The following is a 24935-nucleotide window of genomic DNA, read 5'->3' as shown; positions in this document are numbered from 1 at the left end:
TACTCGTTCTTATCTAAAGCTCTAACAAACTCATGTTTTATCTAACTCAAGCTGCAGAAATTCAAGCAATCATCCCCGAACTTGCTTCGCATCCCATTCTTTGGTTAGATACAGAAGTAGCAGATTATAATACACCATCACCCAAATTAGCTCTCATTCAAGTTTTAGCAGAACCTAACGATTTAATAATCGACGAAACCCTCCAACGGCGCTTGCTCTTTGAATTTAACCTCAAAGGACGCCGTCTGTTCCGCACTCGGATGTCAGAAACAGTAAGACTATTTGCACGACTTCGCCAATCTTCCTTCACAATAATTGGCAAACCTCCCCTACCTTAGTAGCCGATTACCGCTTGCAAACTCGCCCCAGACTTTATCCAAAAAGAGAGATGGCGCCAGAAACAGCCATCGAACAACTAGAAGCCAACAAACTCTTAACACCAATCCAACGAAAAGCCGTTACAGCCATCTTCAATTCCTCCTCGCGTGGGGAAGTACAACTCGCAAATTTTCAGTTGCGTACTACAAGTCAAATACTCCAAGACCTGAACAGCAACAAAAGTCGGGGAGCGATCGTCTCTGCTGGAACTGGAACGGGGAAAACTTTAGCATTTTACTTACCAGCACTTGCACATATCTCGGATTTAGTCAACAAAAATGAGTACTGGAGTAAAGCGCTAGCAATTTACCCCCGCAACGAACTCCTCAAAGGCCAATTTTCCGGAACTTAAGCTACCCTACAAAATCAGTAATTTTAGAGCGGGAAGGGAGTAATTTCGACGCTTTGTTTGTTCAGGTTAAAACTGTATTTCGTCAACAGACCCAAATTCTCCAATTTCTTCTTTTGTAGTTAAATCTGGCTTTTTACCAATCTGATTACCTAACAGTAGATATATGAGAGAAAACATACGATGAAACAAATAATCAACATATACGCTTGAAGTAATAGGAGTTTTTCCTACTTCTGTGTGCCTTATCATAAAGTTGTTACCTATGTAAGTTAATGCTTCAGCATCCTTATTCAGAACTTCTTTCATATTTTCCTCATCAGATGCTTTTTTTAAAAGCATTTCTACAGATTTTTTCTTATTTGATGGCTCGTCTAGTGTTTTTATTCGTTCCCAAGCATCCCACAACTTTTCCAATGATTCTAAACGTACCTTTAAATCTGGATTAAGATATTTAATCCTGGCTGTTTCCAGTAATGAGTCCAACTCTTTATTATTTGTGTGAAAAATAACATTATTTAAGATATCGCTAACTACAGGAGGGGCTAAACGGGTAATTTGTCCATTTTCTTGTAATTCAAAGGTTATACCATTCCGTTCAAATATCCTGTTGACTTTATCACGAAACTTTGCTTGACCTTCTTTTTTTTCAAACCTTAAATGATTGTGTTGAAAGTATAGATGATAATCACATTCAATTGGTTGCGCTATTTTTTCATGACAAAACTCTAAAAGTTCAAGAATTGTTAAAGTGCAAGGTTTATCTAATCCATCTAGAGGCCATTTGATGTTTGGAAAGGAAGACAATATATCTAATTTCATCCCCGATCGATCCGTTCCACATACGTGATTGTTATTATCAGGACATCTTTCAGAAAACTCTTCAGTAAAGTACTGTTCATCAATACACTTATTAATTAACACTACTAAGCCACCCCAAACCTTTGCATCAATTTCATCTTCAATTCTTGGCTTTAATCCAAATTCGCGTTCACCAAAGTAAAAATTGCTCATTATAGTCTTCTTAATAGAAATAAAGGTTGCTTGTTTCCAAATATATCTGTGTTAGAGGTTCAATATTCTTTAGAAGAATCTATACTGTATTTTAGATTAATCTTAGTATTAGACCAAGGAATACCACCGAAAAAATTCTTACCTGCCTCCAATATTTTGATAATTTCCTCAATACGGTCTTTTGACGCTGTTGTAGGTGAAGTGATTTCACGCAAGTGTTCAATATATTTATTCCAGTCACCTTCTACTGCATTAGCGCCTTTCTCAAAACTCTTAGTTGTGTCTTGCCAAAACTGCTCAATTCCGTCTGTAAACTTATTAATCACACGTTGTTCTTCAAAATATTTAACAGTTTGCTTTGCTAAACGCTTCTGCCAAGATTCTCCAAATAAACCCCACACAGCGAAAGCTAATGCAGCCACCAATCCTACACCAAGCACTATTGGACCACCAATAGCTGCTATGAAAGAAATCACCGCAGCAGTACCACCACCGATACTAATGCCAAGTGCAGACAAAAGACTAACTAACTTAGCCACTAGAATATAACTACCAAGATTTCCTAATGCTGCTGCCCAAGCAGATAAAGCGCCAATGCTAGTTAGTCCTGTAAGTCCGCCTAGAAAAGCTCCTTTCGCATCAAAGGGGATCTCGATAGATATATCTAAATTTGGGAGCTTAAGTAAAGCCTCTTGGTATGAACCGAGGAAAGACTCAATTGAAGGTGTTAATTTATCAGAATTAACTTTGATTATCTGTTCTACCTCATGTTGTAATTTCTCAACTAGATAACCAGCAAGACTTTCCTTTGCCTCTTTTTTATCATCGTATAGATTGCGGATAGTTTTTTCGATGGTATCGACAGTTAAAAATTGCTCTGTATATCTTTGAAATGACGTTCTGCTATTTCGTTGTAACTCACGGATACTCTGATGTACCTTGTCGCGTTTCTGCTGAGTTTCTTGTTTACGAGTTGCTTCATTCTCCTCAAGTGCTTGTAGTTGCTTACGCCGTGAATCTATATCAGCAAGAGTTTTTTGATAAGCATCTATTTGTTTACCATAGTTTTTTGTGTTATCCTCCTTAATTGCATTTATTTCCCGCTCGACACGGCACATATGTGCTTCAGGGAGAAATTCGCCTAGTATTTTAGTCAAGTTATCAAATAGCTGTTGACATCTATCAGGTCTTTCTCACCAAAAGGTGAAGAACCTTTTTCGTAAATCTTCTTGAGAAATTTCACGATTTGTTCTTTCTCGACGAGTTGTTAATACCCCTTCATTAAGTTGCTTATAAAGTCGGCTTGCAGCTTTGTAAGGAATTTCTTTAAGCTGATGGTCAGAAATACTCGGATCGGCATGAGTAGCCACAATGAAGAGATTACCTAGCGTAGGGAAATTACTGCTTTCATTCTCTCGTACAGGAAGCAAGTTCAGTAAATTGCTAATTCGTCTCATGTCTTGATCGTTAATATGACCTTTGGCTGGTGAAGCGTATAGCAATATATCGGCTATCTGTGCTGCACTATTAGCCTTCTCCACATCCTTCGAGACTTCATCTGGCTGATCTGAAAAGCCGGGAAGATCTATCAGGTTATAAGCTTGTAGCAAAGGGGAGTGAATGTGTACTACAGCTGCATGAGCCGCTATATCTTCATATTCTCCGTGTACTCCATATTTCTGCAAAGTATCAAAACTTCCTGCTTGCACACAATACTTCTTACAACGTTCTTGGTCATCTAGAAGAAGTAAGTCAATAATTTGCTTACCTTTTTCATCTTTTATCCAAAAATCCTCATTAACAATCAATACATCTTCTTTGCACCATTTTGGACGGTCTTCTATATGGCGAACAAACGTAATTACTCTTGTTGCTGGCTGATAACCGACAGGCAAGTTTTTACTTCCCAACAAAGCGTTTGCCATGTGTGATTTACCAGCATCAAAGCCTCCAGTCAAAACAACATTAGGCTTTTGTTTATAAAGCTTAAGCTGTTGCTGAAAATCACTGGGTGTTGCTGGTGGTGTTGGTATATCTAGTTTGTCTACAGGAGGAGTAGCATCAATGTACTGATTCAGTAAATTTAGTTTGCGATAAAGTTCAGTGTATGGAGTTCCTGGATCAATTCCTTTAAGTAGTGGTACAGGTGCTGACATAGCTGTAGCAAGATCAACACCTAACATTTGCAGCCATTTCACTAAAAGCCCCATTGGAACGGTATCGGGAGCCTGCTCATAAAGATTTACTTGCGTCTTAGAAATGTCTAAGGCATTAGCTACTTCTAGCTGCTCCATACCCGCGTTTTGACGATATCTTAGTAAGTCAATATTCATTCCTGTTACTCTAATGCATTAATAATCCAATAAAATACTTAATACAAGTATTACCAAATTTAAAACCGTACTAACACTGATATTTGAAACAACGTATTAAGCGATCGCTGTCAAATTTTAAGACGATGAATGTAGAAATTAGCGCTTAAGCTGACGGGATTTTCTACAGCAGTAAAATCCTATAGTGGCGGCGTTGATGACGAAGATGAAGATTCTCCGACAGAACGCCTACAGGTAAAAGCGGATTATTTCCGATTGCTTGCAAAGTTAAAATTAGACCAAGTCTTCCAAGCGGTCATCAATAACAATGTAGTTAACTGAGCAGGAGTAATTTATGAAAATTGTTACTAGTTAGGAACAAAAAGGCACTCAACCAGTGTTGGAACACGAAGCGGTGAATCTACTGTAGGAAAAGATGCCTATTGAAGCAGCGCGGGTAACAGGGTTAACAGTGGAGCGAGTGCAACAGTTACGGACAGAAATTCCTAAATAGGGCTTGCTGAAAAAGTCGGGCCAGGTGAATATAGAAGCCACACAGTATGCAAAATGGGACTTTCATCCCTTAGTTTCCTAATTTACCCAGCGCTCGCCGACGAAAATGTAAGGTTTTTGAGACTATAAATGTTATAAACTTGCACTTGTTTGGCAAAAAAAGGCTTGAAACCCTTATCTGTTCTACCTTCCGATTGTATTCAGCAAGCCCTAAATAGTGCATTAGTATCTACAAGAAAAGTCAACTATAACTCCTCGTCGTCATACATACTTTCTCGACTAACAGCATAATATGATAACAGCGGTGTATTGCGATCGCGATTCTCCGCCCACTCCCGAAACGCTTGTGCCAATTGTTCTGGGGTTGCGGTTTCGTATAAAGGACGTTGCACCTGTTGCGGTTGAACTAATCGCTCAAGCATTGCATCTAAGTGTGGTTTAATTTCGTCTGGGCTTTTTGTGGTTATCCGCGCCAGAACCTAGGTAATTGTTTCTATATCTTCTTTATGGCTTTCCTCAAAATCACGAAGCAGTTCTTTTGTTTGGTTGTTCATAGCGATCGCACTATCGTTCGACAGAATTATTTTTAAATTAGCAAGAGATTTCTATATTAGAATATCCCAGCATCTTCGGCTGAGGGAAAGGGAAGCTAGACTTAGCAGAAAGTTTAATTTCTTTAAGTAAAGCTGCGGAGCTTTTGCGAAAACCGATTCACGAAGTAGAGACTGGATTAAAAAGACCGCGTATTAATGGCGTTATTAACTACAATGGAATTTAATTATAAATAGCTAAGCGGAAATAAACCGAGCTATATTACAAAATATAAATATGCTGGAAATCCTTACCAATGAGGAATGACAAACGACAAATGACGCTCCTCACTAAACTGGTACATCACGAATAGGGGTACGCAGGCTCCCTTGGGTTGGTACTGGGAGCGCAAAGAAATTAAAAATTACTGAATAATTGCTGGCATAAGGATTATGATGGAAATAATAAGTTGTAATTGCTGTCTATGAATCCTCAATCCGTTGCAAATTTAAACAAGTTACCTCTTCATGTCCTAGTTGAACGGCTGGATTCAGGGCATTTTATAGCATCAGTGTCAGAGTTAGCTGATTGTGTAGCCGAAGCTGAAAATCGTGAGGATGCGATCGCATATGTACGGGAAAAAATTAAAGCAAGGTTAGCAAATATTGAGATTTTAACGATAGAAGTTTCAAATAACCCTTGGACAGATTTTATTGGTATGTTTGAAGGAGATGAAGAGTTTGCAGAGCTTGCAGAGGAATTGCGGACAGAGCGCGAGTTAGATATAAATGGTGGAGCATGAGCCTTTGGTTGCTAGATACTGACCATGTCTCGCTACTCTTGGAAAGACATCCACAAATTAGCCGTCAGGTAGCTGACCTAGGAGCGGAAGTTGCGATCTCCATCGTAACGGTTCAGGAATTGTTTAATGGCTGGGTAGTACGAATTAATAGTACGCAGAAAGTAGAAGATGTTGTACGACTTTATGGAAAATTGAATCGTACAGTTGCTCTATTCGGACGAGTGAGGATATTGGATTTTGACGAGAAAGCAGGTGAAACTTTTCAGCATTTGCTAAAAGAAAATCCAATGTTATCTAAGCAGCGATTACAGAAAGATATGCGAATTGCTGCAATTGGCTTAGTGAATGATGCAGTTGTAGTGACACGAAACTATCGAGATTTTTCTCAGGTACCAGATTTAAAAATTGAGGATTGGTCACGCCTGTAGGGATGAAATTGCTCGGCGTTGATAAAACGCCCACATTACTTAATTCAACCACAGGGTAGAATTGAAAATGAACAGCAAGCAATTGAGCACTTGCAAACTATGCAAGTCTTTGATGTTCCTACTATTGCTCAATTCTACTTCTTAACCGACAGACATTACGGGAAAATAAAAGCTTATATTAGAATGTTATATTACCTGTGCTTGCTTATTCTAGAATATTTGCGATTCTAACCTGCCTCTGCTTAAGTTGAATGAGAAGAAATGCCTTTCAGTTACATCTTTTATAGCCTACATAGGAATCCGGTTTGATTTCTGAACGAGTTTTTAGGCTTTAAACTTGCTGTATAAGCTTTTGAGTCTCAGTATACGGTCAAAATTCAAATAGGAATCTTAGATGGCGTTAATAACTACAATAGAAGTTAATTATAATTCCTCATATGAAAGTCGAGTCTATCCTCATAAAGAACTTCAAGCGCTTCGAGAGTCTGGAGGTATCGTTTCAAAATCAAACCCTCAACACGCTCAGCAACCGCTTTTTGGTATTGGGCGATAACGGTACGGGGAAGACAACCCTACTGCAAGCCATTGCACTTCCCTTGGCATTAGCAACCAAGCAAATTCAACAAGTTACCGATTTTGATTGGCTGGGATTCCTCCCCGGTCGCTACCAACGTTGGGGAATACCGCAGATTGAACTGGAAGTGTTATTTACAGATGCGGAAATCACTGCGACTCGTGCCAGTCAATGTATATGGCTGGTCTCTCCCTGGATATCCGATCTCCCCATTATCGATAACACCGCTAACACCTTCGTGTGCTTGGAACCTTCCTGAAGTCGCTCCCACATCCGCCTCTCCCAAATACTCACTACTTTAGCTGAACGCGGAACAACCGTACACATTGCTACCCGTCCCGATACCCACAACAACACTTTTAAAGAAAAAGTCAAAGCCAGAATTGACTATCAAGAATTTCCCATACGATTTCACATGACCGAAGAACTCCATGCAAAAGGTATCCTAGGAGACGGGTATTATCTTGCAGGTTCTATGAATTTCACTTACAATGGCACGACTGTTAATGAAGAAGCCCTAACTTTCGAGACATCAACAGAAGTCATCGCCCAAGACTCTTAGCAATGGCATATGGCATAATTGGAATGTGTATAATCCAGAACTTCGTCAACAAATTGCAAGCATTGCCAGTCGTTTTCAAATCTTTGAATGCATTCAATGTGCCGAAGCCATCAAAAGATTTCTGATTGAGCAAAAAATTCGTGGCAAACAGATTAAACTGTTTACGGGAAGTACAGAAGACCCTTTTTGTAACATCTACCATGAAATTCTTAACCAAAATATTTCAACCAATGGTTACCATGAAGCAATTGTGCTGGAAATAGAAGGCAAAGAATTAGTGTTTGATAATATTCATCCTCAAGGAGTCTTAAAAGCAGATTGGATAAATAATCTCTACTGTCCTATAAAAGATATAGGTGGAGATTTCCAAATCACAGAAATTGATTTCTAATTAGGAGATTTAGCATGAGTAACTTTTACGAATTGATCCAGAAGATTAAGAAAAGACCTTCCATGTATCTAGGTAAACCCGCAATCAGTAATCTCCGCTCCTGTTTAGCTGGTTACATTCTTGCTCGACGTGAACTAGGCATTTCTCAGACTGAACAAGAAAAGAAATTTACTGAATTTCAAGAATGGATTCAGAAAAAATTCAACATCTCTTCCAGCCAATCCTGGGATAAAGTGATTCTCTTCTATTCAGAAGATGAACGCACTGCTCTAGAGCGTTTCTTCGAGTTGTTTGAAGAATTTGTAAGCCCCGATCGCAAAAATCTTGTTGAATCACAAAATTCTCAACTAGAATCTTCGCCCGACTTGTTTGTGAGTAAACTCTCAAGCCGAACGAACTCTTGAAAACTGCTCTCTAACGATTTTATTCATATTTCGCACTATAGAGCATTGACATATAGCAAAAATATGCATAAGAGGTCTACCAATTGTAAGGGCGATCGCGAAGCGCAAGCTGTACCCAGCTTATCGCGCGTTGGCAAAAGTTAAGCAATGCGATCGCTCGAACGCGCAAGCCGTACCAGGCTTATCGCGAAGCGCAAGCTGTACCCAGCTTATCGCTCATCCTTATTTAGGAAATGGGATTATGCCCTGCTGCTATTATTGTGGAGTCGTACTTTGAGGAAAAATGAGATAAGCACTCTCAATGTGGGCTTATATTATGCCTTCCCGTTACATACACTCCCGCCTAAGCTCGCGCCAAATCCCCGACTTACTCCAAACAATCTTTACCGCCGAACTCCTTAACCCTAGTCAATGTATATGGCTTGTCTCCCCCTGGATATCCGATCTCCCCATTATCGATAACACTGCTAACACCTTTTTATGCTTGCAACCTTCCTGGAGTCGCTCCCACATCCGCCTCTCCCAAATACTCACCACCTTAGCTGAACGCGGAACAACCGTACACATTGCTACCCGTTCCGATACCCACAACAACACTTTTAAAGAAAAAGTTAAAGCCAGAATTGACCATCAAGAATTTCCCATACGATTTCACATGACTGAAGAACTCCATGCAAAAGGTATCCTAGGAGACGGGTATTATCTTGCGGGTTCTATGAATTTCACTTACAACGGTACGATTGTTAATGAAGAAGCCCTAACTTACGAGACATCAACAGAAGTCATCGCCCAAGAACGTTTGGTTTTTACCCAACGTTGGGGAGGGGTAATACAATGAACGATTGCAGCCCTACACAAGTCCGCCACTTCCTAGAGCAATTTTTTGGTACAGGTAACAAGTTTGACTTAAACCAAATAGAACAAGACGAAGGAAAACAAGCAAAAATCCGTCCTTGGGTAGAGTTGTTGACAAGAGACGAACCTCAACCTACAGTTCTTCCCTGCTGGCGAGAAGCAGGTGTAGATTGGTATGCGATCGCCCTTTCAGAACGTCAATTACGGCGCTTAAGTGAAGAATTAATGGCGTTTGTCGGTTCCACATATTCGACATTTCGGGGACAAAGAGCACAACTCAACTTGCAAGACCCCGTAGAAGCAGCAGTTTACGAATTTACTAACGGAGCTACAATCAAACTGTGCGGATCGGTAAAGGACATTTGGGAAGCACTAGAACGGATGCGCCGGATCGGTGAGAGACGGGTGAAGCGGGTTGCAGATGTTAAGCGTCCCACAGGTCGAGTCCTACGTGACTTTTACATGGCGCTTCAAGCAGGCGATCGCGTTGCTGCAGAAAACTCTCTTCAAAATCTTTTAGACCAACACCGCCTAGATGCGCTGAATCTTTTGTTTCTACGAGTACAACTCTTAGCAGAATTAGAACAATGGAAAGAGCTACTTAATTTACCAGAACTGGGCAATCTCTTACAAGTTCGCAGACCTTTTGCTGTTACTCAGGCGTTGCTAAAAGCAGTTTACCGCCACGATCTGCAACATTTTGAAGACAATAACGCTCCTAAAAGTGCTCTAGCCTATTTTAAAGAAGTCGTTTTTCCTCGTTACAACAATCTTTTCACTGTCCGTGCGGGTAGTAAAGCCCCAGAAGTATTAAAGTTATTTATGCTACTAGCGGTCGGTGGAGAACAATCAAAACCTGCTCTCCGAGACGAACTGCTAGCAATTGAGGACGTTGAGGAGACTCACTACCGTTATTTACAAAGGTTAGCTGCACTCCTACCCGATACTACACCACCCAGCACGGGCGATCCCTTGCAACAAGCCGAACAGCTAGCCAAAAACGGAGACTTTGATCGAGCATTTTCATTGCTTTGTGATGCTCCATCGTCGAAAGAAAAAGTTCGCTTGCTCTTCCAATGCGCCTACGAATTGCAAACCTTAGCAGTGGAAAATACTGCATTGCAAGCCTTTGACAAGTTGACTGCTGACGAGCAAACCGCTTTGCTGAAGGTTCGTTGGAACCAAACTTTTCTTACCCAACTACAGGGAAGTCAGGATAAGACAACTGACCTAACAACTTTATCTGTCCCGACGAATTGGCTGGAGTGGTTGTCGCAGCTTGACAAAGATCCTAATTGGGAGCGATCGCTACATACTGCCCGCCAAGGGGCTGAGGAATGGGATGTCAGTAGCTTGCTGATGCAACCGCAAGCAGTCGTGAAGTTTAAAGAATTGTTATACACAGTAGGCTCAAAAGCTGAGTCAATTTTGCATAACGCCCTTCCTTACTTATTAAAGTTTTTTCAAGAGGATGAGCAATTTCCCCGTCATGAGTTTCTTACTCTCTATCAGTCGCTATTAACCCAAGTTGCGGGTTATCAACTTTTGGGTGCTTAGCGTCGAGAGGTTCAAGCGATCGCATCCGTGCGAGACTCGCGGTTGCACGTAGCACAACCACAGGCTAGACTTAATCAAAACAAGATATACTGAATCAGTATGAGTCTCAAAAATAGCTGTCTATATAAATGCCTGTTTTAAAGTAAAAGCAAAAATAAATGCTTCTATCTTAAGTAAAAATCCTTCATAAGTGACTGCATGGATTGATTTGGGAAAAACACAAGTAATACTACTGAATACCGTTTCAATGTAGTGTCTAGTACACTGCTTAATATACTTATTCCACGGTTCATCCTGACGCTTGGAGTTTTTTTTCCGCATTACTTTCAAGAAGATTTGGCATGATTCAGACAAGTCATCCTCAGCAGTATAATCAGTGTATGCTGAATCACAATATACTTCGCTTTCTGGTAGTAGATTTAACGGCAAAGCATTTAATGCACGTACATCGGAAGCGCTACCAGGCAAGAATACGAATTCCACCGGAATTCCACTTTTTGTGGTTAATAATTGGACTCTTACCCCATAGAAATAACGTTTTTTCGATGCAATGTAACCCCTATATTCTTCTGACTTGATTAATTTAACATTGAAGAGCCGGATATTATCGCATATTGGTACAGGGAAGGAGTCTAAAAGATACTCCGTAGAATCACTACTTTGTTTTAGTATTGTTCCTATTTGGTGAAATAAATCGTTCATCAGCATTGAGAGATGATGTAATCGCCGATTAAATCGTGACTTTTCTAACATATTTGGTATCAAGTTATGGTCTTGCATATAGCTGCAAGCTTTACTATGATTACCATTGAAAAATATTGCTGAAATCAAAGCCGTTGTAATAATTTCTGCATCACTCATCTGACGACGAATGTCCTCGTCATGCCTAATCGCCTTGAGCAAGTCATCAGTGATAGCATAGATCGTAATTATTTCGTTTAGCATATACCTCTCCTATTTTGACTCTGGAGGGGATTTTATTGCTTTTTTGACCCCGTTGCGATCGCCTGAATCTGTAACTAGCAACTTGGGTTATTAGTAAAGGAAGTGCAAGTTTGCTTCGCGAGATTAGAAAATACTTAGCACGAGAGTAAGAAGTATCGGCTACGCATTCACATTTAGTCCGCGCAGGCGGACTTGGTTTGTATAGCCCAGAATTCTTTCTGAAGGCAATTAGCTCAATCAACAAACTTAGGTCTTGCCTTACTTGTTGCCTGTAATTTTTGTTCTAAAATATCCCAATTTTCTTGCTCGATCGCAGCAATTAATTCATCTAAACTCTGACGGTATTGTGAGAGCGATCGCAACAATTGCTGTCGATTATATTTTGCCATCATCAGCCCCAATTCTGAATTGCCTCCACCCACTCGACTTGTATCTTTAAAGCCGGAACTAGCCAATTTTTGAGCTAATTGTAAAACTTTGGCATCTGTTTCACTCATACAAGCAGCAATTAATGAGGAACTGACCATCACGGGTAAGTGAGAAATCCAGCTGACTGCTTGGTCATGTTCTTCTGGAGAACAAGAATAGAGATTTGCTCCGAGTTCCTGCACTAATTTTTCCACAACTGAGATGGCATCTGGAGGAGTTGTATCCAATGGTGTTAGAACATAAGGCTTATCTAAAAACAAATTCCGCAAAGCCGCTTCTATACCACTTTCAGCCGTACCCGTCATGGGATGTCCGCCCACAAAATTTTCCCACCGAGGTGCGATCGCTTCAACTACCGGTGTTTTTACTGAACCAACGTCAGTTACAACTGCATTTGAAGGTAAATGAGCAATTAGCTGCTCAAATGTGGGAATAATAAGCCCTAGAGGTGTACAAATAAAGACTACCTCTGCTGCTGAAAGCAAACTCACGTCCACGGAAGCCTCATCCACACCGCCAAGGGTTTTTGCCCTCTGACAGGTGGATTCCTGGCGACTCACACCCAAGACATAATGTCCCTGCGATCGCAAATCCAAACCCAAAGAACCACCAATTAATCCAAGCCCTAAAATACCAATATTCATCTAAGTAAACTAATCAGTAACCAGTAACCAGTGACCAGTGACCAATGACTAATTCCCAGTCCCCAGTCCCCAATCCCCAATAACCAAATTTTTGCATACTACCAACTCTTGAAGTTGGCAATTCAGGAGTAAATTCAATGAATGTAGAGGAATTTTTAGATAAATATACATCAGGGACAAGAGATTTTTATGGAGTTGACCTTTGTGAAGCCAATTTAAGTGGAGCGAAACTCAATGGTGTTAATCTTAGCAAAGCTGACTTGAGTGTGATTAACCTGAGTGGTGCGAATTTAAGCGAAGCTAACTTGAGTTATGCCAAGTTGAACGTTGCAAAGCTTAGGGGGGCTAATCTCAAAAATGCTAACTTGAAAGGCGCTACTCTCAATGTCGCTAATTTGATTCGAGCCGATTTAAGCAATGCTCAACTGACAGGAGCTTCTATGATTCGCTGCGAATTAATTCGTGCTAATCTCAGTCATGCTGACTTGATGACAGCAAACCTCAAAGGTGCGGATTTGCGAGAAGCTGCACTTAGACATACTGTCCTGCGAGAGGCACATTTAAGTGAGGCAACTTTTAAGGATAGTTTCCTGACAGGAGCAAATTTAGAACTGGCAAACTTAAAAGGGGCTGACTTAACTCGTGCGGATCTCAGTGGGGCAAATTTCCGCGATGCCGAACTCAAACAAGCAATTCTCATCCAAGCAGATCTCAGTGGGGCAAATTTAAGTGGTGCAAACCTCCGGTGGGCAGATTTAAGTAGGGCAAATCTCCGGTGGGCAGATTTAAGTGAGGCAAAACTAAGTGGAGCAAATTTAACTGGTGCAGATCTAAGTTATGCCAATTTAACCAATGCTAGTCTCATTCACACCGATTTAACTCATGCAAAATTAATCAAGGTGGAGTGGGTTGGTGCAGATCTTACAGGGGCGGTTTTAACTGGGACAAAATTATACGCCACTTCAAGATTCGGATTAAAAACTGAAGGAATTATTTGTGAATGGGTAGACCTCAGCCCGACAGGAGATCGTACAATTATACATAATTTTACCTCTCTTGATTCCCGCGACTTTTTTAATGAAACCCCACCAACCATCCGAATTATTGTAGATAAAACTATAGACCATGAAGCAAATTTTGCTATAGCTGGTGCTTATTACCAAATTGCTCAGCAATACCCAGAACTCAAACAACCCCCTAGTATAGAAGTAGGGTGTCGCCGAACTATTTTCACCTTCTACGTGGATAATGACGAAAGTTTATTACCCACAGCTTATATAGCTATTCTTCCCTTCAAAGATACATCAAACGCCCATAAAAATATCTATACTCTTATAGAGATGATTTCTGATGAAGACACATCTCAACTAGGTTTAAGATTTCACTCCCTTGAAAAAGTTAATATGCTCTTAGAACAAGCGATAGATAATGCTGCTCTTATAAAGAAAATGAAAAAAATTTTGGAAATTACGGGAAAATTTAAGTTTTTTCAAGCTCCCACTCAGATAGTTTTAACGAATTCCAGTGCTCAAAATTTACTTTTATACGACCATCCATACTTTGGTAAAAGATTTCTTAATAGCGCAGATGACCTTCATTACATAGCTTATGATAATTCTATGGAAGTCTCACAAATCATCACACCTTCATTAAGTATGATTGTTGATTTTTTTAAGGGATTTCATTTGACCAGTGACCAGTGACCAGTTATCAATAATAGGAGAAAACAATGCAAGCATTTAATAGAATGATGGGTCGAACTCGTTACGTCGTCTGTCGCATTATGTTACATTTAGGCGGCTCTGACGTAGCACCCATTTTGGGAATTCTCAATCGCGCTGCAAGGGAAGCGGTAGATGTTGAAGGTGATATGGAAGTCTTGGGAGAAGGATTGGTAGAAGTTTCCCAGACCCTTTTACAGTACGACGAATACTGGCACTCAGCTGCAAATCAAGGCGATGTATTTTGGAGTGAAGGAGAGGCGGGAGATTATGTCAATGAACTCTTCACTGACTCAGCTCAACGTTATTTGAGCGAACCGGATTATGGTGATGATTACAGGGACAATCAACCTTTATCTCTCCCCGTTACCAGTAATGTCGTTGTCATGATTACGGTAGCATATGAGGGTGAAGTTCCAGACTTAGAAACCGATCTAGCGAACATACAAGCGCTGAAAGAGGGCTTGAAAGCGTTAATCAATTTGCATTACAAACATAAATTACGGGCAATTCAGGTACATTTCTCGCCAGCCCGGTTGGGTGATGAACTCACAAGCGATCAACTTTTACAATATTACCCAGAGTTGATACCTCTATAATTTTGGATCGGTCGTCCACACCTACCACATAATGGAGAAATTGTTAAGTTAAGAACAGGAAAATTATCATTATGATCGTGACAGTTTTGCGTAAGTTTACCGTTGTTTTTTTAGCCTTGAGTTTGTGCTTGACAACCGTTGCTTGCGGTGGTGGTGGAAACCAAGCCACAACACCAGGTGGAAGCAATAATCAAAGTAGTCGAACAGTATCTAATACATCTAATAATAAATTGGCTGATGGTCAGTATCCAGTACAGCAAGCTCAGTACAATGATGCTGATGGGGAGTACACGTTATTTCTGTTAAATGCTACACCCCCCAACTTTAGGACAGAAAATTTACAAATGGCAAGGTTGACTGATGACCAAATCAAGCAAGGTCAAAAAACCTACTTGAAGGTAGAAAACGGTCAGCCTGCACTCTTCCTAACAGAAGATTTCAAAATTGAATACGTTCATAATGTCACCGAGACGAAGACTAATCCTCAAACTGGTCAACAAGAAACAGTGGTTGTTCGTCAAGAAAACAGTTTTTGGGCTCCTTTTGCTGGGGCGGCTGCAGGTAGTCTAGCAGGTCAGGCTATTGGTAGTCTTTTATTTAGACCTCAGTATTATGTTCCTCCTGTCTACCAACCTGGTGGTGTTATCTACGGGTACGGTGGTTACGGTAGAAGCTATACTGATGCAGTTCAAAGCTATCGCACTCGCTACAATGCACCTCCTGCTGTAGAGAGAAATAGAACTGCTTTCCGCACAACAGGAACTTTGAGAAGATCCTATCCCGGTGGTAGTACAACAACACGTACTGCACCACGTACCGTTCCTGGTAATCGTGCCACTGGTTCGGGTTATGGCGGTAGCACTCTCAGACCTTCTGGTTCTAGCACATACCGTCGTAGCCCTAGTGGTAGCAGTTTTGGTAGTGGCGGTGCTAGTCGTTCTAGACCACGTGCCGGTTTTGGTAGCAGAAGACGCTAAATAAGCAAATAAAATGGGTAGGCAACGAATCAACCCATTTATCGTTCCCAGGCTGAGCCTGGGAATGTATTGGTAGAGGCTCCGCCTCGAAAAAAGTAAAGTAGTAAAGTAGGGTGGGCAATGCCCACCAATGTAAAATAAAATTATGCTTGCCTCGACTCTTAACTGGAGGCAGAGTTTCCAACGTAGGCATTCCCAGGCAGAGCCTGGGAACGAGAGTAAACTAGGATGAGAATATCCTGGTCACTGGTCACTGTACACTGGTCACTGGAACCGCAGTAGGTTGAGACCAGCGACCAAAAGCTTTACCAACAACTGCCAATTCTTGCATCAAACGGTCAAAACGCTCTGGTGTCAGAGATTGAGGTCCATCGGATAGAGCTTTGGCTGGGTTTGGGTGAACTTCTATCATTAAAGAGTCGCATCCAGCTGCGATCGATGCCATTGCCATTGATGGTACATATGACGCCCAACCAGTCCCGTGACTGGGATCGATCATAATCGGTAAATGTGTCAGATTTCGCAGAACTGGCACTGCAGATAAATCTACAGTATTGCGAGTGTACTGGCGATCGAAAGTCCGAATTCCTCGTTCGCATAAAATCACGTTTGGATTGCCTGCTGCTAGGATGTACTCAGCTGCCATCAACCAATCCTCAATAGTCGCAGCCATTCCCCGCTTCAGAAGAACTGGTTTGGGTTGTGCGCCGACTTTTTTCAGAAGGGAAAAGTTTTGCATATTTCTTGCCCCTACCTGAACAACGTCCGCGACTTCTGCAACGACATCCAATTCAGCTGCGTCCATCACTTCTGTAATAATACCCAGCCCTGAAACTTCCCGTGCTTTTGCCAATAATTCCAAAGCACTCTCGCCGTGTCCTTGGAAAGCATAGGGTGAAGTTCGTGGTTTGTACGCGCCCCCACGTAAAAACTGAGCACCAGAAGCGCTGACTCTGCGTGCAGTCTCTACAATCATTTCTTCATTTTCTACCGAACAAGGACCAGCCACAACAACTACAGGATGGTTTTCGCCGAAGATGACTGTTCCGTTAGGAGTATTAACTACAACCTCTGAAGCCTCACCGTGTCGAAATTGACGACTAGCCCGTTTGAAAGGTTGTTCAACCCGCAAAACTTGCTCGATCCAAGGGCTAACTTCTTGAATTTGTAATGGATCTAAGTCAGCAGTATCACCGACAAGACCAATAACGACTTTGTGTTTACCAACAATTTTTTCTGGTGTCAGACCCCATGTGCCTAGTTCCTGGCTCAGACGATCTACTTCCGCTTCTGGGGAACCAACCTTCATGACTATAATCATGCCAATCTTTCCTGATTAGATGTGATGAGATGCTTCTTAGATAACGATATACCGTCAGTAGCTAATTACTATAAACCTTTAGCAAAAGTTTTGAAAATGGCGACTGGGGCATGGGGACTGGGGACTAGGTACTGAGATAATATTTATTTTCCAATCCCCAATCGCTAGTCCCCAATCCCTTCAAGTATTTTTCTGCCGAGTTTCGCGCCAAACTGCTACCATTCGTCCCCAGTTGGTTGTGAACTCATTCAAACCGACTAAACCGCCGACTCTTTCTTCATCCCAAGAGGCTGAGAGAACACCGTAAGTGATCCCCAATACCCCTAATCCAAAAAATCCCATATCAACAAGTAATACGGCGATGGGAGGCAGTTTAATGCCAGCATAAGTTTGTAGCAGATAGCTAGCAATGAGAGTACTGATTCCTAAAGCAGTTGGAACGCCACAAAAGCCAGCCACTCTGCGGATCATCCGTTGGCTGACTATTTGAGGGATTGCCATTTCTTCTTTGGTAAGAGGCTTTTTCGCGTCTTTTACCTTTGTTTGTTGCTTAGTTACTGGCTGTTCGCTTTTTTCTTTTGGAGGCTTGCGTCGCTTTTTGTTTGGTTCAAAGGGCAAGCGATTTTGTTCGGATTCAGCAGACATAAGCAATTATCTCTATCCACGAATACCAAGACGCCCGATGAGAGCTTGATAATGCTCCCGGCTACCTTGTTGAATGTAAGCCAAAAGGCGCTTGCGTTGACCGATCAATTTTAACAATCCCCGACGAGATGAATGATCTTTCTTGTTAGATTGGAGATGTTCGCTCAGACGGTTGATGCGCTCTGTCAACATTGCGATTTGAACATCAGCAGAGCCTGTATCAGTTTCGTGAACTTGATAGTTAGAGATAATTTCTTGTTTGCGCTGTTGCGTTAATGCCATAATTCAACTTAGTTTTATATTTTTGCAGCAGTTTTCCATAATATCACAGCTATCTTGAAAATAGGGATTGGGGACTAGGGATTGGGGATTGGAAAAGAATTATTTTCCCAACCTCGTTGTAAGCGCGATTACCTTGGTTACGGTTCTCGAACACTACCCACAGGTGTCTGGAATTACTAACTGACAACGGCTGAAGAAGTGTTGAGTTTTACAAAGCACCCGTAAAACTTTAACACAACTTAAGATATGCTTGTGTTGTTATATGTGGCAAGTTGGTGTATGAGTTAAATTCATTTTAGCAGTCAATTTTTATAGAGTGCGGCTCCGCACACCGCTATGAGAATTCTTGTTGTAGAAGATGATGAGTTAATTGCCAAACCCCTTGTCCAAGCTCTATCGGAGCAACATTATGCTGTCGATATTGCTACCGACGGTGAGGCAGGTTGGGAGTTTGTACAAGCTTTTGCTTACGACTCGATCGTGTTGGATGTGGGTTTGCCAAAGTTGGATGGCATTAGCCTCTGTCGGCGAGTGCGATCGCATGGCATTCACTCACCTATCATTTTATTGACCGCTCAAGATAGCAGCACTCATAAAGTCGCTGGCTTGGATGCAGGAGCAGATGATTATATCACAAAGCCTTTCGATTTGCAAGAACTGTTGGCTCGTATCCGTGCTTCAATCCGAAGAGGGGGTTCGGCTTTACCTCCAGAATTACATTGGGAAAATCTCACGCTAGACCCAAGTATATGTGAAGTCAAATATAATAATAAAACGCTCCACTTAACCCCGAAAGAGTATAGCTTACTCGAACTTTTTCTTCGCAATCCCCATCGCATATTTAACTGTGGTGCAATCATAGACCACCTGTGGTCTTTTGAAGAACCACCGGGAGAGGATACAGTGAGAACCCATCTTAAGGGAATGCGAATGAAGCTCAAGAAGGCGGGTTTAGCAACTGACCCCATCGAGACAGTGTATGGTATTGGCTACCGCTTGAAAGCTGAGAAAAAGGGGACTGGCGACTGGGGACTAGCGACTGGGGACAAGGAGAAAAAGGGGACTGGGGACTGGAAACTAGCGACTGGGGACAAGGAGAAAAAGGGGGATAGGGGACAGGGGATAGGGGATAGGGAAAAAGACGCAATCGCCAATCCCCAATCGCCAATCCCCAATCGCCAATCCCCCACTCCCCAAGACCTGAAGTACCAAACTCAAAAAATCATTGCAAGTGCTTGGGAAAAAGCAAAAGACAAGATAGGCGATCGCATTACAGCGATCGAGCAAGCTACTACAGCCCTGTTTCAGAATAGTCTGGATGAGGAGTTACGCCTGCGAGCACGTTCTGAAGCTCACAAGCTGGCTGGTTCTTTAGGGATGTTTGGTTTTGAATTTGGATCGCGCATAGCCAGACAAATTGAAGAACTGCTAGAAGTTGAGGTACGACTGCTTGGGGAACAAAAATTGCACCTGTCGGAACTCGTTGTATCATTGCGGCGGGAGTTACAACTTTCAACGACCAAAGAGCAACATGAGGAGTCCTCAGTTGATAGTCGTCCTTTAGTGATGTTGGTAGGATTGGAGGAACCACTGGCTGATGAATTGGTCAGATCGGCTGATACTTGGAATGTACAAACGTTTTTAGTCTCCAAGCCAAGACTTGTTAAGAAGCACTTAACCAAACGACGCCCCGATGCGGTAGTACTAAATTTACCAGGTACGATGACTGAAGAGGGTTTACAGTTGCTAGCAGAATTAAACTGTTCTGCACCTCCCATACCAGTTTTAGTACTAACAGATCGGGATAGTTTACTCGATCGCGTGAAGATAGCTCGCTTGGGCGGACAGGGTTTTTTACAAAAACCAGTAGCATCAGCTATGGTATTGGAGACGATCGCAAATTTGCTCCAACGCAATCGTCAGGCTACAGCAAAAGTCTTGTTTGTAGATGACGATCCGCTCATCTTGAATGCAATGTATTCTTTATTACAACCTTGGGGATTAAAAGTTTCTACCTTGGAAAACCCTTTAGAATTTTGGGACACTTTAGAAACAATAGCCCCAGACTTGTTAGTTCTGGATGTAGAAATGCCTCAGATGAGTGGAATCGAACTGTGTCAGGTGGTGAGAAACGATCCCCGCTATTGTGGGTTACCAGTGTTATTTCTGACATCTCATACAGATGCGGAAACCATGCGCCGCGTGTTTGCTGTTGGTGCAGATGATTACGTATGCAAACCTATTATTGGTCCCGAACTAGTAACGCGCATCCTCAATCGGTTGGAACGATCGCGTCTTTTAAGAAATATGGCAGAAACGGATGCTTTAACAGGAGTTGCCAATCGCCGCCAATCAACCCACGAACTCAACGAATTACTGAACTTATCGAATCGTCACCATCAACCTTTCTGTTTTGCTGTTCTTAGAGTAGACCATCTCGGACAAATCAATCAACAGTACGGTCATGCTATTGGAGATGAAGTGTTATCGCGATTGGGAAGAGTTTTGCGACGTGTATTTCAAAGCGATGTTGTTTGTCGTTGGGGCGGTGCAGAGTTTGTTGTGGGAATGTACGGAATGACACAAAAAGATGGATGGCAGCGATTGGAGGAAGTCGCGGAAAATATCAGTCAAGAAAATTTTGTGGCTACCAATGGAAGCCGTTTTCAGGTAACATTTAGTGCAGGAGTCGCCCAGTATCCACAACAAGGTACTGATTTACAAGTACTCTATCAAGCGGCATTATCAAGGTGCGATCGCCCGTTTGCATCCCAGCGTGCTTTTACTCGCGTCTGCGAAGTAGAAGTACGTGGGGATACTGAAGGCGTCCGAGCATAGGATAGTCTCTTTTTTCAAACAGCCGAACCAGTGTGAAACCTATAATGCTTGTTAGCAGTAAGGAAGCCAAGGAATTGCTTTAGTTTCCACAGCTAAAGCTGCTGCCATATAATAAGGATAAATAACGTATTCATTTATACAGGAAAATAACGATGACCAATGGCAAAAACTTGTGGATTCCGATAATTGTAGGTACGGGCATTATAGTTCTCAATTTATTATTTTGGCAGGAGTTGGTTCGTCAAGAAGACGTTTATATAAAGAGGAACGCTGAATTAGCAGCAGCAAGTATTAGCCACGACATCAAAGCTGAGATCCAAGCACGGGCATTAGGATTGATTCGCATGGCTAGGCGTTGGGAATTAGAAAGTGGAACTACCAAACCAAAGTGGGAAGCGGATGCTTTAAACTATTACCAAGATTACCCCGGTTTTCAAGCACTTGCATGGGTAGATGAATCAAATTATGTCCGTTGGATTATTCCTTTAACAGGAAATGAGGCAGCACAAAACTTAAATTTAACATTTGAGGAACGCCGCCGTACTGCTTTAACAAGAGCAAGGGAAAGCCGCAAAGTCTCAATGACTCGTGTTATCAACCTTGCTCAAGGCGGTAAGGGTTTTTTGGTATCTGTTCCCCTGTTTCCGAAAAACAATTTTGATGGTTTTATTATCGGTAGTTTTCGCAGCCAAATTTTGTTGGATGCTATTTTAAGTAAGAGTTTGCAGCAAAAATATGCGATCGCTATTTTTGACGGTAACGATAAAATTTATACAAACCAAGAAAATCTTGTAACCAAGATTCCTGCTAAATGGCAGCACAATACAGAAATTCATCTCAATGGTATAACTTGGCGTCTAAAAGTTTTACCTACACCAGCGCTCGTAGCTACAGAACGTTCTCCCCTTCCCAACGTTGTACTGAGTGGAGGCGTCTTAGTAGCTGTGTTATTTGCGTGGGGAGTCTATCTCACCCAACAATCGCAAAGGCAAACACAGCAATTGAAAGCGATAAATCATGAATTAGCGAATAAAATTGTCGAAAGCCAACAAGCAGAACAGGTATTGCAAGAATATACAAAAGAAGTTGAAGATTTATACAACAATTCACCTTGCGGCTATCACTCTCTCGACAGATATGGTACATTCGTTCGCATTAACGATACTGAATTGAGTTGGTTGGGATATACGCGAGACGAAATCATTGGGAAAAAAAAATTTACTGATGTTATAACAACCTCTAGCTTAGAAACATTCCAAAAATCATTTCCACTTTTTCAACAGCAAGGCTGGATACGCGATCTGGAATTTCAGATGGTTCGCAAGGATGGTACAGTTCTGCCCGTGCTTTTAAGTGCAACCGCTATCAAAGATACAGCAGGTAACTTCCTGATGACGCGAAGTACAGTTTTCGATATTACTGCACGCAAACAAGCGGAAACAGAACTACGCAACCTCAGCACTGCTTTAGAAAGCGCTGTAGAAGGAATTTCCCAATTTAATCCCGAAAGACGTTACATTTACGTCAACCAAGCTTATGCCAAGATAGTAGGCTACCAACCCCAGGAAATACTGGGTACGGAATGGCAACAAACCATCCATCCAGAAGACCAAGAAAAGGTCATGATGAAATATCAAAGAATGTTAGAACATGGGAAAGCAGAAGTTGAAGCCAGAGGAGTGCGTCAGGATGGTTCGGTGTTTGATATGCAAGTCGTTATGGTGAAAGCTTGGGATCGGCACGAGAACTATAAAGGATATTATTGCTTTGTTAAAGATATCAGCCACCGTCGCGAAATTGAACGGATCAAAGATGAATTTGTCTCAGTCGTCAGTCACGAATTAAGAACTCCGCTAACTTCAATTCGCGGTTCTTTAGGTTTAATTGCTAGTGGCGTACTGAGTACCCAACCCGAAAAAGCTCAACGGATGCTAGACATTGCCGTTAATAACACCGACCGTTTAATTCGACTGATTAACGATATTCTTGATATTGAACGCATCGAATCTGGCAAAGTCACAATGACCAAACAAATCTGTGATGTGACAGGCTTGATGCAGCAATCTGTGGAAGAAATACAGTCTATGGCAGACAAAGCAGGAGTCACGCTTGCTATGTCTCCTATCTTAGCTAAGCTGTGGGCAGACCCCGACCGAATTGTACAAACTTTCACTAACTTACTCAGCAACGCTATTAAATTTTCACCTCAAGGTAGCACCATTTCGTTTAGTGCCAAAGAAGAGGGGAGTGGGGAACAATCTGTCCATACTCCCTCAATTCTCTTCACCATGCGCGATCGAGGAAGAGGGATACCTGCTGATAAAATAGAAACTATTTTTGGACGGTTTCAACAGGTAGATGCTTCTGACTCACGCAAAAAAGGTGGTACTGGCTTAGGTCTTGCCATTTGCCGGAGTATTATACAGTGTCATGATGGACGTATTTGGGCAGAAAGTACTGTGGGAGAAGGCAGTACTTTTTACATTTCATTACCTTTGTACCGAGAGGAAGAGCCAATCATTCCATCTGTTCCACTAAACAACAGCGATAGCCCATTGATATTAGTATGTGATGACGATCCCTCAGTCCGGATTGTCATGCAAACTATGTTAGAACAAAGAGGTTATCAAACAATATGTGCTGCTTCCGGACAAGAAGCAATAGAGGTAGCAATCAAACAGCAGCCAGATGCGATCTTTCTGAACCTCATGATGCCCGGTATGCACGGTTGGGAAACTTTAGGAGTGTTAAAGCAGCAACCCCAGACTAAAGATATTCCCGCAATTGTTCTTAGCGGTTTAATGCCAGATGCGAGAACCACCCCCCATTCACACGTTACGGACTGGATTGTAAAACCTCCTGATGAAAAATTATTATTTCAAGCTTTGGAACGAGCACTTGCAGGAGAAAAAAGCCAGAGTCTGAAAGTATTGGTAGTAGAAGATGATACAGATTTGGCACAAGTATTAATTGCCGTATTTGAACGTCATGGAGTTGAAACTTACTATGCTAGGACAGGACGAGAAGCTTTACGTTTGAGCCAACGCATTCTTCCCGATTTACTGGTATTAGATTTAGCATTACCAGAAGTGGATGGCTTTGCTGTGGTAGATTGGTTGCGGCACCACAGACGTTTGTGCATGGTTCCTTTAGTTGTTTACTGTGCTAAAGACCTCAATAACTTTGACCGAGAACGATTAAAACTCGGACAAACTCTCTTTTTTACTAAAGGACGTGTCACGCCAGAAGAATTTGAAGAACATATAGTGAGTTTATTAAATCGAATTATTCCAACGATTAAGGGAGATAGCAGTGACAGCCAAACGAATTCTTATCATTGATGATGAAGAAGATATTAGAGAAGTCGCACAACTTACCTTAGAGGCAGTAGGTGGTTGGGAAGTTTTAACAGCTGAATCGGGTATGGAAGGGATACAGTTAGCTGAAGTAGAAAAACCAAATGCTATTCTTTTGGACGTAATGATGCCAGATATGGACGGAATCGCAACTTTTGAGAAACTTAGGACGAATCCTGAAACTCAGGGTATTCCCGTAATTCTACTGACAGCTAAAGTGCAGTCATCCGACCGTCAGAGATTTGCAGAACTTGGTGTTAAAGGGCTAATTGCCAAACCCTTCAATCCGATGGTGTTAAACGACCAACTGACAGACATTCTAGGTTGGTGATAGATGTTGCAAAAAATTTTTCCCTCTCCACAGGTTCTTCATTTTTGGACTCTAACTTAAATATCAGGTGACCTCAACTAGTGACTAGTGACCAGTGACTAGTGACCAGTGACCAGTGGTTACTAACTAAATCACTTTGTTAGTTATTCATTTGCAGTTGTTTAAAAAAAATACTTA

General features: G+C 41.7%; 25 protein-coding genes. 16 read left to right on the top strand and 9 right to left on the bottom strand.

Annotated elements, in window-relative coordinates; translation table 11 throughout:
- The first annotated feature begins 32 nt into the window (after positions 1-32).
- Both ACKTT2_RS30830 and ACKTT2_RS30825 read left to right on the top strand, forming a co-directional pair.
- Entirely contained in the window at positions 33-338 is a 306-nt protein-coding gene (locus ACKTT2_RS30830) for a hypothetical protein (RefSeq protein ID WP_407893899.1), read from the top strand.
- 50 nt (positions 339-388) lie between these two features.
- A complete protein-coding gene (locus ACKTT2_RS30825) occupies positions 389-730 on the top strand; it encodes a DEAD/DEAH box helicase (protein WP_407893897.1) in 342 nt (113 codons plus the stop codon).
- Between the two features lie 66 nt (positions 731-796).
- Here the strand turns inward: ACKTT2_RS30825 and ACKTT2_RS30820 are convergent, their stop codons facing one another.
- From ACKTT2_RS30820 to ACKTT2_RS30805, 4 genes are all read right to left on the bottom strand, one after another.
- The gene (locus tag ACKTT2_RS30820; RefSeq protein ID WP_407893896.1) at positions 797-1741 is read right to left on the bottom strand and encodes an AbiJ-NTD4 domain-containing protein; all 945 of its coding nucleotides are present in this window, start codon (positions 1739-1741) and stop codon (positions 797-799) included.
- A gap of 59 nt (positions 1742-1800) precedes the next feature.
- On the bottom strand, positions 1801-2898 hold the full coding sequence (locus tag ACKTT2_RS30815) for an AAA family ATPase (RefSeq protein ID WP_407893894.1): 1098 nt from the start codon (positions 2896-2898) through the stop codon (positions 1801-1803).
- Positions 2899-2934: 36 nt separating this feature from the next.
- Complete coding sequence (locus ACKTT2_RS30810) at positions 2935-4074, bottom strand: dynamin family protein (RefSeq protein ID WP_407893892.1); 1140 nt, start codon at positions 4072-4074, stop codon at positions 2935-2937.
- Positions 4075-4811: 737 nt separating this feature from the next.
- A complete protein-coding gene (locus ACKTT2_RS30805; protein WP_407893890.1) occupies positions 4812-4988 on the bottom strand; it encodes a hypothetical protein in 177 nt (58 codons plus the stop codon).
- 593 nt (positions 4989-5581) lie between these two features.
- Between ACKTT2_RS30805 and ACKTT2_RS30800 the strand changes: the two genes are divergently transcribed.
- From ACKTT2_RS30800 to dpdD, 8 genes are all read left to right on the top strand, one after another.
- On the top strand, positions 5582-5899 hold the full coding sequence (locus ACKTT2_RS30800) for a type II toxin-antitoxin system HicB family antitoxin (RefSeq protein ID WP_407893888.1): 318 nt from the start codon (positions 5582-5584) through the stop codon (positions 5897-5899).
- Positions 5896-6327, top strand: a complete 432-nt coding sequence (locus ACKTT2_RS30795) for a type II toxin-antitoxin system VapC family toxin (protein WP_407893886.1) — start codon at positions 5896-5898, stop codon at positions 6325-6327. The genes ACKTT2_RS30800 and ACKTT2_RS30795 overlap by 4 nt, the downstream gene beginning before the upstream one ends.
- 437 nt (positions 6328-6764) lie before the next feature.
- The gene (locus ACKTT2_RS30790; RefSeq protein WP_407893884.1) at positions 6765-7160 is read left to right on the top strand and encodes an AAA family ATPase; all 396 of its coding nucleotides are present in this window, start codon (positions 6765-6767) and stop codon (positions 7158-7160) included.
- Positions 7161-7172: 12 nt separating this feature from the next.
- Positions 7173-7463 (top strand): phospholipase D-like domain-containing protein DpdK, encoded by a 291-nt coding sequence (gene dpdK / locus ACKTT2_RS30785; protein ID WP_407893954.1) that lies wholly within the window; start codon positions 7173-7175, stop codon positions 7461-7463.
- Positions 7464-7488: 25 nt separating this feature from the next.
- A complete protein-coding gene (locus ACKTT2_RS30780) occupies positions 7489-7854 on the top strand; it encodes a papain fold toxin domain-containing protein (RefSeq protein ID WP_407893882.1) in 366 nt (121 codons plus the stop codon).
- Positions 7855-7868: 14 nt separating this feature from the next.
- On the top strand, positions 7869-8258 hold the full coding sequence (locus ACKTT2_RS30775) for a hypothetical protein (RefSeq protein WP_407893880.1): 390 nt from the start codon (positions 7869-7871) through the stop codon (positions 8256-8258).
- Between the two features lie 316 nt (positions 8259-8574).
- Positions 8575-9096 (top strand): phospholipase D-like domain-containing protein DpdK, encoded by a 522-nt coding sequence (dpdK, locus tag ACKTT2_RS30770; protein ID WP_407893878.1) that lies wholly within the window; start codon positions 8575-8577, stop codon positions 9094-9096.
- Positions 9093-10670, top strand: coding sequence for a protein DpdD (dpdD, locus tag ACKTT2_RS30765; RefSeq protein ID WP_407893876.1), 1578 nt, complete (start codon positions 9093-9095; stop codon positions 10668-10670). Before dpdK (ACKTT2_RS30770) ends, dpdD begins: the two co-directional genes overlap by 4 nt.
- Before the next feature lie 120 nt (positions 10671-10790).
- On the opposite strand, the gene ACKTT2_RS30760 is transcribed toward dpdD, so the two are convergent.
- Together ACKTT2_RS30760 and ACKTT2_RS30755 are read right to left on the bottom strand one after the other, a co-directional pair.
- Entirely contained in the window at positions 10791-11615 is an 825-nt protein-coding gene (locus ACKTT2_RS30760) for an IS982 family transposase (protein WP_407893874.1), read from the bottom strand.
- A 233-nt stretch (positions 11616-11848) separates the two neighbouring features.
- The gene (locus tag ACKTT2_RS30755; protein ID WP_407893872.1) at positions 11849-12688 is read right to left on the bottom strand and encodes a prephenate/arogenate dehydrogenase; all 840 of its coding nucleotides are present in this window, start codon (positions 12686-12688) and stop codon (positions 11849-11851) included.
- Positions 12689-12825: 137 nt separating this feature from the next.
- Between ACKTT2_RS30755 and ACKTT2_RS30750 the strand changes: the two genes are divergently transcribed.
- From ACKTT2_RS30750 to ACKTT2_RS30740, 3 genes are all read left to right on the top strand, one after another.
- Complete coding sequence (locus ACKTT2_RS30750) at positions 12826-14391, top strand: pentapeptide repeat-containing protein (protein WP_407893870.1); 1566 nt, start codon at positions 12826-12828, stop codon at positions 14389-14391.
- 26 nt (positions 14392-14417) lie between these two features.
- Positions 14418-15008 carry a DUF1517 domain-containing protein gene (locus ACKTT2_RS30745; RefSeq protein WP_407893868.1) on the top strand — a complete coding sequence of 197 codons (591 nt, stop codon included), beginning with the start codon at positions 14418-14420 and terminating at the stop codon, positions 15006-15008.
- A gap of 71 nt (positions 15009-15079) precedes the next feature.
- Positions 15080-15985, top strand: coding sequence for a hypothetical protein (locus ACKTT2_RS30740; RefSeq protein ID WP_407893866.1), 906 nt, complete (start codon positions 15080-15082; stop codon positions 15983-15985).
- Between the two features lie 250 nt (positions 15986-16235).
- Here the strand turns inward: ACKTT2_RS30740 and aroF are convergent, their stop codons facing one another.
- The 3 genes from aroF to rpsO all read right to left on the bottom strand — a co-directional run bounded on the left by aroF (position 16236) and on the right by rpsO (position 18233).
- Positions 16236-17306, bottom strand: coding sequence for a 3-deoxy-7-phosphoheptulonate synthase (gene aroF, locus ACKTT2_RS30735; RefSeq protein WP_407893864.1), 1071 nt, complete (start codon positions 17304-17306; stop codon positions 16236-16238).
- A gap of 180 nt (positions 17307-17486) precedes the next feature.
- Positions 17487-17951, bottom strand: a complete 465-nt coding sequence (locus ACKTT2_RS30730) for a PAM68 family protein (RefSeq protein ID WP_407893862.1) — start codon at positions 17949-17951, stop codon at positions 17487-17489.
- A gap of 12 nt (positions 17952-17963) precedes the next feature.
- The gene (rpsO, locus tag ACKTT2_RS30725; protein ID WP_407893860.1) at positions 17964-18233 is read right to left on the bottom strand and encodes a 30S ribosomal protein S15; all 270 of its coding nucleotides are present in this window, start codon (positions 18231-18233) and stop codon (positions 17964-17966) included.
- A 336-nt stretch (positions 18234-18569) separates the two neighbouring features.
- Between rpsO and ACKTT2_RS30720 the strand changes: the two genes are divergently transcribed.
- The 3 genes from ACKTT2_RS30720 to ACKTT2_RS30710 all read left to right on the top strand — a co-directional run bounded on the left by ACKTT2_RS30720 (position 18570) and on the right by ACKTT2_RS30710 (position 24758).
- Positions 18570-21071, top strand: coding sequence for a response regulator (locus ACKTT2_RS30720; protein WP_407893858.1), 2502 nt, complete (start codon positions 18570-18572; stop codon positions 21069-21071).
- A 152-nt stretch (positions 21072-21223) separates the two neighbouring features.
- A complete protein-coding gene (locus tag ACKTT2_RS30715; protein ID WP_407893856.1) occupies positions 21224-24412 on the top strand; it encodes a PAS domain S-box protein in 3189 nt (1062 codons plus the stop codon).
- Entirely contained in the window at positions 24384-24758 is a 375-nt protein-coding gene (locus tag ACKTT2_RS30710) for a response regulator (protein ID WP_407893854.1), read from the top strand. Before ACKTT2_RS30715 ends, ACKTT2_RS30710 begins: the two co-directional genes overlap by 29 nt.
- The last annotated feature ends 177 nt before the right edge of the window (positions 24759-24935 follow it).

The organism is Scytonema hankhaensis NUACC26 (assembly GCF_045865695.1).
Taxonomy (GTDB): Bacteria; Cyanobacteriota; Cyanobacteriia; order Cyanobacteriales; family Nostocaceae; genus Scytonema.
Note: the sequence above shows the minus strand (reverse complement) of the source record. Positions and strands in the feature narration are given on the sequence as shown.